At 59.4% G+C, this 13,509-nt stretch carries 14 protein-coding genes; 9 read left to right on the plus strand and 5 right to left on the minus strand.

Translation table 11 applies throughout. The features are described 5' to 3' along the window. Positions 1-191: 191 nt before the first annotated feature. The 6 genes from B3229_RS18540 (at position 192) to B3229_RS18565 (ending at position 5,103) form a co-directional block, all read left to right on the plus strand. Complete coding sequence (locus tag B3229_RS18540) at positions 192-1,421, plus strand: MFS transporter (RefSeq protein WP_286873216.1); 1,230 nt, start codon at positions 192-194, stop codon at positions 1,419-1,421. Positions 1,422-1,443: 22 nt separating this feature from the next. Further along, on the plus strand, positions 1,444-2,499 hold the full coding sequence (locus B3229_RS18545; RefSeq protein WP_286873217.1) for a sugar phosphate isomerase/epimerase family protein: 1,056 nt from the start codon (positions 1,444-1,446) through the stop codon (positions 2,497-2,499). A gap of 166 nt (positions 2,500-2,665) precedes the next feature. Beyond that, on the plus strand, positions 2,666-3,646 hold the full coding sequence (locus B3229_RS18550; protein WP_048786308.1) for a LacI family DNA-binding transcriptional regulator: 981 nt from the start codon (positions 2,666-2,668) through the stop codon (positions 3,644-3,646). 225 nt (positions 3,647-3,871) lie between these two features. Beyond that, positions 3,872-4,096 carry a YgdI/YgdR family lipoprotein gene (locus B3229_RS18555; protein ID WP_082170610.1) on the plus strand — a complete coding sequence of 75 codons (225 nt, stop codon included), beginning with the start codon at positions 3,872-3,874 and terminating at the stop codon, positions 4,094-4,096. Between the two features lie 129 nt (positions 4,097-4,225). Continuing rightward, positions 4,226-4,528, plus strand: a complete 303-nt coding sequence (locus B3229_RS18560; RefSeq protein WP_048786310.1) for a hypothetical protein — start codon at positions 4,226-4,228, stop codon at positions 4,526-4,528. Positions 4,529-4,665: 137 nt separating this feature from the next. Continuing rightward, positions 4,666-5,103, plus strand: coding sequence for a DUF4354 family protein (locus B3229_RS18565; RefSeq protein WP_239670434.1), 438 nt, complete (start codon positions 4,666-4,668; stop codon positions 5,101-5,103). Positions 5,104-5,758: 655 nt separating this feature from the next. On the opposite strand, the gene B3229_RS18570 is transcribed toward B3229_RS18565, so the two are convergent. The 3 genes from B3229_RS18570 to gcvA all read right to left on the minus strand — a co-directional run bounded on the left by B3229_RS18570 (position 5,759) and on the right by gcvA (position 8,477). Next, the gene (locus tag B3229_RS18570) at positions 5,759-6,649 is read right to left on the minus strand and encodes an oxidoreductase (protein WP_286873223.1); all 891 of its coding nucleotides are present in this window, start codon (positions 6,647-6,649) and stop codon (positions 5,759-5,761) included. Between the two features lie 20 nt (positions 6,650-6,669). Next, positions 6,670-7,497 carry an EamA family transporter gene (locus B3229_RS18575; RefSeq protein ID WP_286873226.1) on the minus strand — a complete coding sequence of 276 codons (828 nt, stop codon included), beginning with the start codon at positions 7,495-7,497 and terminating at the stop codon, positions 6,670-6,672. A gap of 74 nt (positions 7,498-7,571) precedes the next feature. Beyond that, complete coding sequence (gene gcvA, locus B3229_RS18580; RefSeq protein ID WP_048786317.1) at positions 7,572-8,477, minus strand: transcriptional regulator GcvA; 906 nt, start codon at positions 8,475-8,477, stop codon at positions 7,572-7,574. A gap of 386 nt (positions 8,478-8,863) precedes the next feature. Here gcvA and B3229_RS18585 point away from each other — a divergent pair, with 386 nt between their 5' ends. Continuing rightward, positions 8,864-10,189, plus strand: a complete 1,326-nt coding sequence (locus B3229_RS18585) for an MFS transporter (RefSeq protein WP_286873229.1) — start codon at positions 8,864-8,866, stop codon at positions 10,187-10,189. A gap of 151 nt (positions 10,190-10,340) precedes the next feature. Continuing rightward, on the plus strand, positions 10,341-11,039 hold the full coding sequence (locus B3229_RS18590; RefSeq protein WP_286873231.1) for an RluA family pseudouridine synthase: 699 nt from the start codon (positions 10,341-10,343) through the stop codon (positions 11,037-11,039). A 48-nt stretch (positions 11,040-11,087) separates the two neighbouring features. Here the strand turns inward: B3229_RS18590 and B3229_RS18595 are convergent, their stop codons facing one another. Together B3229_RS18595 and B3229_RS18600 are read right to left on the minus strand one after the other, a co-directional pair. Further along, positions 11,088-11,624 (minus strand): DUF2058 domain-containing protein, encoded by a 537-nt coding sequence (locus tag B3229_RS18595; RefSeq protein ID WP_033747040.1) that lies wholly within the window; start codon positions 11,622-11,624, stop codon positions 11,088-11,090. 109 nt (positions 11,625-11,733) lie between these two features. Then, positions 11,734-12,666: a LysR family transcriptional regulator gene (locus B3229_RS18600; protein WP_286873233.1), complete on the minus strand. Its 933-nt coding sequence runs from the start codon at positions 12,664-12,666 to the stop codon at positions 11,734-11,736. Positions 12,667-12,778: 112 nt separating this feature from the next. On the opposite strand from B3229_RS18600, the gene B3229_RS18605 reads away from it, so the two are divergent. Then, positions 12,779-13,498 (plus strand): SDR family NAD(P)-dependent oxidoreductase, encoded by a 720-nt coding sequence (locus B3229_RS18605; protein ID WP_286873235.1) that lies wholly within the window; start codon positions 12,779-12,781, stop codon positions 13,496-13,498. The last annotated feature ends 11 nt before the right edge of the window (positions 13,499-13,509 follow it).

Here is a 13,509-nt window from a genome sequence, read left to right on the forward strand (position 1 = left end):
ATGGCGGCATTGTAGTACGATAAATTATATTTGTACTACAATGTGGATCACAAAACCGCCATATCGATAGTGCAGTTTGTTGCCAGCGCGTTGCGCAAAATGTGATCAACAGTAGAGAAAGATGCTTTGTAATCGATTACTTTGCTAGCAGACATTAATTGTAATCGATTACTTTTCTCTGCGAGGCTGCTATGGTTTCTTATACGCAAAGTAATGATCACGCCGTAGCGGCGCAGCGCATGCTGGTGCCGCGGCTGTCGCTGATGATGTTTTTGCAGTTCTTTATTTGGGGCAGCTGGTCGGTAACGCTCGGGCTGGTGATGACGCAGCACAATATGTCGCTGCTGATTGGCGATGCCTTCTCCGCCGGGCCGATTGCGTCGATACTGTCGCCCTTTGTGCTGGGCATGCTGGTGGATCGCTTCTTTCCGTCGCAGAAGGTGCTGGCGGTGATGCATCTGGCCGGCGCGGTGATCCTTTGGTTTGTGCCGCAGGCGGTGGTGGCAGAAAACGGCGGTCTGCTGATCGCCTTACTGTTCGGCTACACCCTGTGCTACATGCCTACGCTGGCGCTTACCAACAATATCGCCTTTCACAGCCTGGCGAGTAGCGAGAAAAGTTTCCCGGTAGTGCGGGTATTCGGCACTATCGGCTGGATCGTGGCGGGGATTTTTATCGGCGTTGTCGGCATCGCCTCCAGCGTCGCCATCTTTACGCTGGCGGCCATTAGCTCGGTCGCGCTGGCGATCTACAGCCTGACGCTGCCGCACACGCCTGCGCCGGCGAAAGGCGCGCCTTTCCACCTGCGCGATCTCTTCTGCGCCGACGCCTTCGCGCTGTTGAAAATTCGCCACTTTTTTATCTTTTCGCTCTGTGCCACCCTGATCTCTGTTCCGCTTGGCACCTATTACGCCTTTACCGCCTCCTGGCTGGCCGACGCCGGGGTGAAAAACGTCAGTACCCTGATGTCGTTTGGTCAGATGTCGGAAATCTTTTTTATGCTGGTAATCCCGCTGCTGTTTCGTCGCCTTGGCGTGAAAATCATGCTGCTAGTGGGCATGGCCGCCTGGTTTGTGCGCTATGCGCTGTTCGCCATGGGCATGGGTGAAGAGGGGCGCGCCCTGATCTGGCTGGGCATCTTGCTGCACGGCGTCTGTTACGACTTTTTCTTTGTGGTCGGCTTCATCTATACCGATCGCATCGCGGGCGAGAAAGTAAAGGGTCAGGCGCAGAGCATGATCGTGATGTTTACCTACGGCATCGGCATGCTGCTGGGGTCGCAAATCTCCGGCGCGCTCTATAACCATCTGGTAGCCGGCCAGGTTTCCGCCGCCAGCTGGGCGCTGTTCTGGTGGATCCCGGCGATTGCCGCCGCGGCGATCGCCGTGCTGTTTCTGTTCACGTTCAAGTATCGCGACTAAGCGGTTTTACGGGAGGTAGTTTTTGAAAACGTTGAAAGGTCCGGGCATTTTTCTTTCGCAGTTTATCGGGCAGCAGGCGCCGTTTAATTCGCTGGAGGGGCTGGCGCAGTGGGCGGCGTCGCTTGGCTATAAAGCCCTGCAGATCCCCTGCAACCATCCTGGGATATTCGATCTGCCGCGGGCCGCCAGCAGCCAGACCTACTGCGACGAGGTGCGTGGATTGCTGCAGGAGAAGGGGCTATGCATCAGCGAACTCTCAACGCATCTGGAAGGACAGCTGGTCGCGGTGCATCCGGCGCACGACGCCGCCTTCGACAACTTCGCGCCGGCAAGCGTGCGCGGCAGGCGCGAGGCGCGCACCGCCTGGGCGACAGAGCAGGTAACGCTGGCGGCAGCCGCTTCGCAAAACCTCGGGCTGCGCGCCCATGCGACCTTTTCCGGTTCGCTTGCCTGGCCCTATATCTATCCCTGGCCGCCACACAATCCGCAGCTGTTCGAAGAGGCGTTCGCCGAGCTGGTGCGCCGCTGGCAGCCGCTGCTCGACATCTACGATCGCCACGGCATCGACCTCTGCTATGAGCTGCATCCCGGCGAAGATCTGCATGATGGCGTGACCTTTGAGCGCTTCCTGGAGAGGGTTGATCACCATCCGCGCTGCAATATTCTCTTTGATCCCAGCCATCTGCACCTTCAGCATATCGATTACCTGCAGTTTATTGACATCTATCACGCGCGCATCAAAGCCTTTCACGTTAAAGATGCCGAGTTTGTGCCGAACGGCCGCAGCGGCGTCTACGGCGGCTATCAGAGATGGATCGACCGCGCCGGACGCTTTCGTTCGCCGGGCGATGGCCAGATCGACTTCAAGGGCATTTTCAGCCGGCTGGCGCAGTACAACTATGATGGCTGGGCGGTGCTGGAGTGGGAGTGCTGCCTGAAAGAGGCGGAGACCGGCGCGCGCGAGGGCGCAGAGTTTATTCGCCGCCACATTATTCCGGTGGCGGAGCATGCCTTTGACGACTTCGCCGCCCGGCAGAGCAGCGCCAGCGTGCGCGCCGCGCTTGGGCTACCTGAGTGATACTGGCCTGACCGGCAGCAGCGGCAGTGGGGTTGCGCCTGGTTCACCGGCGTGGGTAGACGCGCCTTGCCGCTGCGCGACAGCGGCCGATTTGGACTAACGTCTTGTCTCGCGGGGGATTATGATAGCCAGCAGACCAGAAACTGACCCAGGAAGTCATCCCACCATGTCCATTCAAAAAATCGCGAAGCTGGCCGGCGTCTCCGTTGCCACGGTCTCTCGCGTCATTAACAACAGCGACAGCGTCAAGGAAATCAACCGGGATAAGGTGCTAAAGGCGATAGAAGCCAGCAACTATCAACCTAATCTGCTGGCTCGGCAGCTTCGCACCGCGCGCAGCTCAATGGTGCTGGTGCTGGTTTCCGATATTTCTAACCCGTTTTGCGCGGAAATCGTCAAGGGGATAGAAGCGCAGGCAGAGCAGAACGGCTATCGTATTTTGCTGTGCAACTCCGGCGCCGATATTAATCGCTCACGCTCCAGCCTGCAGCTGCTGGCGGGGAAAATGGTGGAGGGCGTGATTACCATGGACGCCTTCACCCGGCTGCCGGAGCTGACGCAGCTTATCGGCGATATGCCCTGGGTGCAGTGTGCGGAGTATGCTGACGCCGGCGATATCTCCTGCGTAGGGATCAACGATACCGACGCGGCGCGCCAGCTGGTCGCCCATCTGGCCGACGGCGGCCGTCGTCATATCGCCCTGATTAACCACGATCTCAGCTACAAATATGCCCAGCTGCGCCAGCAGGGCTATCAGCAGGAGCTGGAGAGCCGTGGTTTGAGCTGGCAGGCGATCGGCTACGCCAGCGATCTGAGCTTTAGCGCCGGCAAACAGGCAATGCAGGCGCTGCTGAGGCGCGACTCCCGGCCCGATGCGGTGTTTGCCGTATCAGATACGCTGGCGGCCGGGGCGATGTCCGCCATCGAGTCCGCGGGTCTGCGCATTCCGCAGGATATCGCCGTGGCCGGTTTTGACGGCACCGAACTCGCTGAAATCGTTTCGCCGGCGCTCACCACCGTCGCTCAGCCGTCGCGCGAGATTGGCCGCACGGCCTTTGACCTGCTGCTGAAGAAAATAGCCGATCCGCAGGCGCCCACGGAACGGGTGATGATGGCGTGGCGGCTGATTTCGCGCGCCAGCGCCTGAGGCAAAACCGTGCGCCGGATATGTTAATTCATTAATGGCGTATTAATGCTTTACACATCAGGCGGGCGATATTCTCTCATGCGAACCTTTTTATTGATAAAAGTCAGCTTTTAGTCAGGTCTGAAAATATCAGCGCATGCTGTTTAAGGCGGGTTTAATTTTTACGCGCCAGGATTGCAGGCGAAATTAACACTTTTTGATTCTGATTAACAAAAGGAGCAAGTCATGCTTATTAAAAAGGCAGCGGTAACGTTAATGTTGCTGGCGGCAGCGTCAACGCTTTCAGCCTGTGCGGGACGCTATATTATTTCCACGAATGACGGACATATGATTAATGCAAAAGGTAAGCCCGTCATTGATAAAGAAACAGGTATGATCTCTTATGAAGATGCCAGCGGTAATATGCACCAGCTACAGAAGCATGATGTAAAAGAGATCGTAGAAGAATAATGCCGACGCGACTTTACAGCGCCGCGCCTTAAACCCTCTCGCAAGAGAGTCCTTCCAAACGTCAGCGAATAACGTTGCGTTTTGCGGCAGCAGGCTCAGGTTTTATATTGAATCAGGTTGAAAGTAGTAATGAAAAAAATGATTTTGCTAATATTGCCTCTCTTTCTGACAAGCTGCGCTGAATATAAATGGGTAAAGCAGGGGGCAAGCGACCGCGATGAGACGGTGGTTGAAACCGCCTGCGAGGCCCAGGCGCTGCGCGACCTGCCGCCGGATAACGTCGTGAGCGGCAAGTCGGTATCCCATGATAAAAAACATGACGAATCTGACGTTAGCTATACCGTAAGCGATTCGAATCTTTATCAAAGAGAGATTTTAGTTAAAGACTGTATGTATAAACGAGGCTGGAGCCAGGTCGAGGTTCAGCACTGATTAATCGCCATCCCGATGCCTGCCGTGGCGCGCAGTTCAGGCATGGCGGCCTGAATGTCTCTTTATCATCCTGCAGGGACAGGCGAGCGCCAGCGCCTCTCAGCGGCTGATTTTTTCTGAAAACCGGAGGTAATTACGTGTCTAAAACCGCTAAAGCGATGCTTCTCTCTGCCGCTATGCTCGTCACCGGCAGCGTCATCGCATCGCAAAGTACGCCTGATATTACCGTTTTCGCTTCGAAGGATGCGCAGGGCAGCGTCTGGAACAGCGTGACGGACAAAGCGCAGTATCAGGTCTCCTACAAAGTAACGATCAATAACAATGGGAAAGAGGCGTTTACGCCAGGCAAAAATAATAAGATGTGCCTGTTTCTGTTCGACAGTCAGGGACATCAGCTGATGAGCAACGGTATTCAGCTGGAGCTGCTTTCGCCTTATAAAGGAGGGGAGTCGCGTTACGGCACCGTGATATTTACCAGCGATAACGCTGCGCTGTTTGATCTGCCTTTTGTGAAGCTTGCTATGGGCGAAAAATGCGCTACTGCAGACGCGAATCCCTTAAGGCACGAGCGCTAAAAAGCCTGTAAGGTTGGCAGGTCCTTAAGGGTAAAAAAAATCCCGCTTCGTGAGTCGTTGGCGACCGGTAGGTTGAAGCGGGATAGCCATAATGGCTGACACCAGGGAAATGCATAACACATACTCCTTACAGATTAATCTAATAATTTTATTTCGCTAAATAATTATGTGGCGATAGCTACTGGTGTTGATCTAAATCAAAATCAAACCCAGGCCTAAATAGTTATCAAACGGAATATTGTTTATTTAATGCGTTTATTTATTATTCGTATTGGCTCTGTAATATTATCGCCAGCTCTCTCAGGCGGGGCGAGCAGTAAAATATCGGTCTTGATCAAAAATCAGAGGGAATAGAATGTTTAAGCAATTGATCGCGGGTCTGACAATAATGCTGGGATGTACCGCAGTGTCGGGCTGCGTAATGGCTGACGGAGGCGGGCATCGCCACTATGCACCCGCCTCTGATAAACATCATCGCAGCGCGCCCAGCGCTTCGCACCATATGGGGCCGCCGCCCGCGCCAGACAGCGCTTTTCAACATATGGGCCCGCCGCCCGCGCCAGGTAGCGCTGCTCAGCATATGGGCCCGCCGCCCGCGAATGGCATTCACCGGCGGTAAGCCACAGGCCCGCTCGCGCGGGCTGTGGGTTTCTGCTTAACCCGGCCCCTCGCTGCCCGCCGCCAGCAGGGGCACCAGCACATCGCTGATGGGCGTCGCGATACCGTGCGCGCGGCCGTAACGCTGTATCACGCCGTTGCGGATCTCCCACTCCAGCGGGCGATTCGCCTGCCGGTCGGCAAGTATCGAGGTGCCTAAATCCGCTGGCGCCTGCTGAAACACATCAAGGATCTCCTGCGGCACTTTATCGCTCAGGACCGCGCCCTGCGCCCGCGCGACGCTCAGGCACTCGCGCAGGTAGTCCAGCGCCAGCGCGGTGATATCGGCGCGCGCAAACATGCCGGCGCGACGGTTAGCCAGCACCATCAGACCCGCTACTGCGTTCTGCAGCAGCTTGCGCCAGGCGATCGAGACAAAGTCCGCTGTGAGCGCCACCGCGCAGCGCGTGCCGCTCAGCGCCTCCACCACCCGCCGAGCCTCCGGCCGATCCGGTAGCGTCAGGCGCGGCGCGGCGCGCAACCAGACCGAGGCATCCGGCTCGCGCTGCGCCGGAAACCAGACCACCGCAGGCAGCACGGCGGCGCCATTTACCCAGGGTTCCAGCTGCGTCTGCTGCTCCACGCCGTTTTGCAGCGCGCATACCACGCTGTTTTTGTCGCACAGTCTCGCCAGCCAGTCGGCGCAGTCGGCGACCTGGGTGGTTTTCACCGCCACGAAGAGCAGATCGACCGGGCGCTCGATAGCGGCCGGATCGGTCATGACGGGGCCGGGCACCCTGATTTCGCCCTGATCGTGACGCAGGATAAGCTGCGGATGCGCGGTGCGCCCGCACAAACGCGGCGTGCGGCCCGCTTCATGCAGCGCGGCGGCGATGGTGGTGCCAATCGCGCCCGGACCCAGCAGCGCAGTGGTAAAGCGATCTGACATGGTAAGCTCTCCTGACTGGATTAATTCATCATAAAGGTGCCCGCGGCAATCACCGCGCACGCCAGCATTTTCCCGATCGTTAAGGTTTCGCCAAGGAACAGATAGCCCAGCACGGCGGCAAACAGCACGCTGGTCTCACGCAGCGCGGAAACCGCACCCATCGGCGCAGAGGCCATGGCCTCAATAATAATGCCGTAGGCCAGCAGCGACACCAGCCCGCCCGCCGCCGCGACCGGCAGGCCCGGACGCCAGCGCAGCAGGCTTTTCGCATCGCGCAGCGCGATATAGAGTGCCGGCATCAGCGCGCCCCAGCAGGCGCTCATCCACAGCGTATAGGAGAGCGCGCTGCCGGAGAGGCGCACGCCGATACCGTCCACCACGCTATAGGCGGCAATAAACGCGCCGGTCGCCAGCGGATAGCGCAGATTGGGCATCCGCCCTTTGCCGCCGCTGATTGCCAGCAGCAGGATGCCGCCGGAAATCAGCGCGATGCCGGCCAGCGTGCGCAGCTCGATCTTCTCCCCGGCGAAGATGGCCGCCGCGCAAGTCACCATCAGCGGCGACGAGCCGCGCGCAATCGGGTAGCTCTGCCCCAGATCGCCGCTGCGGTAGCTGCGCACCAGACAGAGGTTGTAGCCGACATGCAGCAGCGCCGATAGCAGCGCCCAAGGCCAGCTGGCGCGCGCCGGCATCGGCATGAAGGGCGCGATAAGCACGCAAACCGCGGCGATGGCCACGCACATGATGCTCATCGACCAGAGCCGATCGTCGCCGCCGCGCAACAGGGCGTTCCAGCCCGCATGCAGCAGGGCAGCAAATAAGGTCAGTAAAATAAGATAGCTGGGCATGGGGTGATGCTATCAGCCCATGCCCGAATGAAAAGCGAAGTCTCGTCATTGCAGTATGAACATTGACTCATACCTCAGGCATAGCTACGTTGCGCCTCGCGGGATTGCGCCAGCAGCCAGCGGCGAAAGATCACGATATGCGGCTCGGCTTCAATTCCTTTCGGGCAGACGAAGTAATAGGCGGCGGGCGAGGGGAAAGGGATAGCGAACAGCCGCACCAGCGAGCCTTCCGCCAGCTCTTTTTCAACGTGTCCGCTGCGCGCCAGCGCGATGCCCTGGCCCAGCAGCGCGGCCTCAATTGTCATATTGGTGTCGGCGAAGCGCACGCTCTCGTGCAGCACATCGATCGGGATGTCATTCAGTCTGAACCAGACGTCCCATTTCGGCACCAGATCGGCGCCGTCGCGCGTTAGCAGCGGGTAGCGCAGCAGCTCGGCTGGCTCTTCCGGAACGCCGAAGCGCTGTAGCAGCGCCGGACTGGCGACCGGAAAGAGCTGCTCGCGGAACATAAACTCCGTGTGCAGCGCCGGGTAATCTCCCTGACCGAAGCGAATGGCCACGTCTGAATCGGTGCTGGCGAAGTTAATGGCGCTGTCGGTGCTTTCCAGCGTTACCAGAATCTCCGGGTGCAGGCGCGCTAAATCGGGCAGGCGCGGCAGCAGCCACTTCAGGGCGAATGAGTAGGTGGTGCTGACGCGCAGTCGCACGCGCCCCTTTTGCTCGCGCAGATCGGCAAGCGTGGTATCCAGCTTGCTGAAAAACTCGCGCACCAGGGGCGCGAGGGCGGCGCCTGCGGGCGTCAGGCTCAGCGTTTTACCGCGCTGAAAGAGCTGCACGCCCCAAACTGCTTCCAGGTGCTTCAGCTGGTGGCTGACCGCGCTTTGCGTTACGCACAGCTCTGCGGCGGCCGAGGTAAAGGTGGTGTGGCGCGTCGCGACTTCAAACGCGCGCAGCGTCGCGGTAGGGGGCAAATCACGCATCGTCTATTCCTGTTTATGAGCGACTACTCATGACACCTTAAGGCGAACGCCGCTGAAAAGACAGCGCGACGGCATTGTCGCCGTAAAGAGCTTTTCGTCATTAAACTGAAATAACCAGAAACATCCAGAAACCCCCGGGTTGCACCTCTGACTCCCACCGGCGAAACCGCCGTTAACCCTATTTTTCTCCGCAACCTGCCGTTTAATAAGCCATATCTGTTGATAAATTCAGCGAGATCTGACCAGTTGTCGGTGACGCAGCCTTGTCAGGGGTAACGCTATAACATAAGTTCCTTTACATATTAACAACCTTTTTAACATGCAGGTTGCGCCTGAGCTGAGTCGGGTTACACCTGCGCGATCATCCATCCGACGAGGTTAAGGTTATGACGCAACAAGAAAGCAGCATGGCGGTGTTACGAAAGAATAAGCGGGTGCTCATTGCAAGTCTGACGGGTAGCGCCATCGAATGGTTCGACTATTTTCTCTATGGCACCGCCGCCGCGCTGGTGTTTAACAAAGTCTTTTTTCCAATGGTCGACCCGGTTATCGGCCTGATACTCGCCTATCTCTCTTTCTCGCTGACCTTTTTTATTCGACCCATCGGCGGCGTTATTTTCGCCCAAATCGGCGACCGTATTGGACGCAAGAAAACGCTGGTGCTGACCCTGTCGCTGATGGGCGGCGCAACGGTGCTTATCGGGCTGTTGCCTACCTATGAAATGATCGGCCTCTGGGCGCCCGCGCTGCTGATCCTGATGCGCGTGATCCAGGGTATCGGCATCGGCGGCGAGTGGGGCGGCGCGCTGCTGCTCGCCTATGAATATGCGCCAGAAAAGCGCAAAGGCTTTTTCGGCAGTATTCCGCAGGCGGGCGTGACCATCGGCATGCTGATGGCGACCTTTACCGTGTCGCTGATGACGCTGCTGAGCGATGAGGCGTTTCTCTCCTGGGGCTGGCGCATTCCGTTTCTGCTGAGCGCCGTGCTGGTGCTGCTGGGATTATGGATACGTAAGGGTATCGATGAAACGCCAGAGTTTAAAAAGGTTAAACAGGCAGGGCAGCTGGCTAAAACGCCGCTGCGCGACACCCTGACGCACCACTGGCGCGAAGTCTTGATCGCGGCCGGGTTGAAAGTGGTGGAAACCGCGCCGTTTTATATTTTCTCTACCTTTGTCGTCAGCTACGCCACTACCACGCTTAGCTATCAAAAATCGCAGGCGCTGGAAGCGGTCACGCTGGCGGCGCTGGTTGCCACCATCATGATCCCCCTGATGGGGCTGCTCTCCGACAAGATTGGCCGCCAGCGAATGTATGCGATCGGCGTTTTCGCGCTGGGCCTGTTTATTCTGCCCTGGTTTTGGCTGCTCGATACCGGCGAGACATGGGGCATCGTTCTGGCCACGCTGATCGCCTTTGGCATTCTCTGGGCGCCGATTACCGCCGTGCTCGGCACGATTTGTTCTGAAATTTTCAGCGCTAACGTGCGCTATACCGGCATTACGCTGGGCTATCAGCTGGGCGCAGCGCTGGCAGGCGGTACGGCGCCGCTTATCGCCACCGGGCTGCTGGCGAAATATGACGGCGACTGGACGCCGGTTGCCTGCTATTTGATGGTTACCGTCGCTATTTCGCTGGTGGCGATTTTCTGCGCCAGCCGGATTAAGCGCGAGACAGCAGCGCAGGCGCAGGCGCAGGCGCAGAAGCTCTGAGTCCACCACTGCCCGTCCTCTGACGATCGACGTCCCGGCCGCCCGTCAGAGGACGGGCCGTCGATCGCGAGCCGCGCTTTCAGGCGCGCCAGCGTCGCCAGCGCGGGCAAAATTCGCTACTATCCGCGCTCATCTCTCAACGGACCGCCTGATGTCAGCTATTGTCGATACCTTTATCGCCCCGCCGTGTCTGGAACAGATAGAAACGCTCTATCAGGATGACCATCTGGTGCTGATCAACAAACCCGCCGGGCTGCTCAGCCTCTCGGGGAAAAATCCGCTTAACCTCGATTCGGTGCACTACCGGCTGGCGGCGCGTTTTCCCGGCTGCACCCTGGTGCATCGGCTTGATTTCGGCACCTCAGGGCTCATGGTGATTGCGCGCAACAAAGCCGTTAACGCCGCGCTCTGCCAGCAGTTCAGCCAGCGCACAGTGAGCAAGGGCTACAGCGCGCTGCTGTGCGGACATGTGCCGGAGGATGAGGGGATAATCGAGGCGGCGATCGCCAAAGATCCGGCGCGCTTCCCGCTGATGGCGATTTGCGCCGCAAGCGGCAAGCCCGCGCGATCTCGCTATCGTGTCGTTGAGCGCTTTTATCAGGCGGGGGAAGGCGGTGTGGCGCTGCCGTTAACGCGCGTCGCGCTGACGCCAGAGACCGGGCGCACCCATCAGCTGCGCATTCACTGCCAGCTGATGGGGCATGCTATTTTGGGCTGCGATCTTTATGGCGGGCGTCTGCTGCCGGGAGCCGACCGCGCGCCGCGGCTGATGCTGCACGCCAGCGAGCTGTATTTTACCCATCCGGTGAGCGGAGAGCGGATAGCCGCGCGCCATGCCAGCCCGTTTTAACCGCGTTTCAGCGGAGGTTTGCCTCGACAGCGCGCGTTGGGGCGGGCATTACCACATCAGATCGTCAGGCACCTTAAAGTCGGCGTAGGGATCGTCTTCATCCTGCTCTTCCTGACTGAGCGCGCTGTTTAATACGATGCTGTTGGCGTCGCGCTGCGCGATCTTATCGGCGACGCTGGCGGGGATAATGGCGTACTCGCTTTCGCCGTTCTCCGCTGCCAGGCGCGCAATGGCGAGTCGGCCGCTAATCAGCTGCGCCTGGGTCGCCTTATCTACCTCGATTTTTTTGATCAGATTGTTGTCGGTGAAGTTAAAGCCAATATTGCCGCGTGAAATGTCGATGCGGTTCATCTCAATCAACTGCTTGATCTGCGCCTTATACTCGCGCGACAACACCGCCTGTTTTTGCTGTTCGTTAAGCAGCTTATCGCGCTCCTGCTGCGCCTTTTTATTCTCTTCCACCGCCTGTCGCGCCTCGCGCGCCTGAACGCGCGATTTTTTGGCGGTTCTCTGCACCTTGTCCATTTTCTTGCTGCTGACCAGACCAGCTTTGAGCATCTGCTCTTGTAAGGTAAGTTTCGTCATCGTAATTTCTAAGCCCGTTGAAAAATTTTTCTGATTATACCTGTAAATCGGGTGGCCGCCGAGGGCCGCTCGCCCGATCCCGCACCGCGCGCGCCAGCCTGCCGCTGCGTTACCGGTAGCGCCAGGTCGCCTGTTCCCGCCGACACACCGCGATAAGCGTCTCCCGCAGCCAGCGGTGCAGCGGATCCGCCTGAAGTCGGGGATGCCAGATGGCGGCGATGCTAATGGCGGGCGTGACGACGGGCAGCTCAAAGGGGACCACGTCGCCTGCCGCCATGCCGGAGGCGACGACGTTGAGCGAGGAGAGCGTCACCAGACCGAGCATATCGGAGGCGCGCACCAGCGGGAGCGCGTTGGCAAAGGCGGGAACCACCACGCTGACGCGGCGCTGCCAACCCAGCGAGGCGAGCGCGACATCGACTGGGCCCCCCTGTTTATTGTGGCGCGAAACCACAACGTGTGGATAGCTGGCGTAGCGTTCCGCCGTCACGCCTGGCGCCTGCAATAGCGGGTGATCGCGGCGGCAGATGCCGACAAAGCGATCGCTGAAAAGCGTTCGCAGCTTCAGTTCAGGCGCATCCGTGCCGAGCACGCCGATCTCCAGGTCAATTTCACCGCTGCGCAAGGCGTGCGGCGCTTTGTCACGTTTGGCGACGAACACCAGCCGGATCAGCGGCGCGGTTTGCCGCAGCTCCGCCGTCAGCGCGGCGGCGGCGAGATCGACAAAGCTTTCATTGGCGCGAATAAGAAAGCTGCGCTCAATGCTGGCGAGGTTTAGCCGATCGGCTGGCGGCTGCAGGATCGCCTGCGCGCTGCGGGCGATATGGGCGACGCGGCCGGCCAGCTCTGCGGCGTAGGGCGTCGGCACCATCTGGCGGCCGGCCTGCACCAGCAGCGGGTCGCCGGTTGCCGCCCGCAGGCGGGTCAGGGCGCGGCTCATGGCGGAGACGCTGAGGCCCATCCGCCGCGCCGCGCCGGTCACGCTGCACTCGGTCAGCAGGGCATCCAGCGCGGTCAGCAGATTCAGATCGATATCAGGCATAGGGATAGGGTTGGTTGCGTGCGATGCAAACTATTGTTGCACGTAGCGCGTCTGGTGTAATGGTCTGCTGCCGATTAGGGTGGAGATCCCTGAATTGCCCGTGGAGATCGCCATGACCCTTAACAACGAAGAGACCTCGTCGCCCCATTTTTTACTGATCGGCGCCTCGCGCGGCATCGGACTGGCTATGGCCGAAGAGCTGCTCCGGCGCGGCTGGCAGGTCACCGCCACGATGCGCGCGGCCGCGCCGGCGCTGGCGAGCCTGGCGCTGCGCTATGGCCAGGCGCTAACCACCGAACAGCTGGATATCACGGATGAGGCGCAGCTGGCCGCTCTGCGTCATCGTCTGCGGCATCAGCGCTTCAGCGCGCTGTTCGTCAATGCCGGCACCACCAACCAGGACCAAAACCAGACCATCGCAGAGGTCAGCACCGAAGAGTTCGCGCATCTGATGATCACCAACGCGCTGGCGCCGCTGCGGGTGATTGAGGCGCTGCAGGATCGGGTGGATACGGACGGGCTGATCGGCGTGATGTCTTCCGGACAGGGAAGTATCGGCAACAATCACCAGGGCGGCAGAGAGGTTTATCGCGGCACCAAGGCCGCGCTGAATCAGTATATGCGCAGCTACGCCGCGCGGCAGGCGCGACTCGCGCCCGACCGCGCGCTACTGCTGCTGGCGCCAGGCTGGATCCGCACCGCGCTAGGCGGAGAGGAGGGTGCCTACAGCCTGGAGGAGACGATCCCCGATATCGTCAGCGTCATCGAAAGCCGGCGCGGTCAGCCCGGCCTGGCCTTCCTGGATCGCTTCGGGAAGAGCGTGCCCTGGTAATCCCTCGCATA

Origin of the sequence: Pantoea sp. UBA5035 (assembly GCF_002415245.1) — a bacterium.
Taxonomy (GTDB): Bacteria; Pseudomonadota; Gammaproteobacteria; order Enterobacterales; family Enterobacteriaceae; genus Pantoea; species Pantoea septica.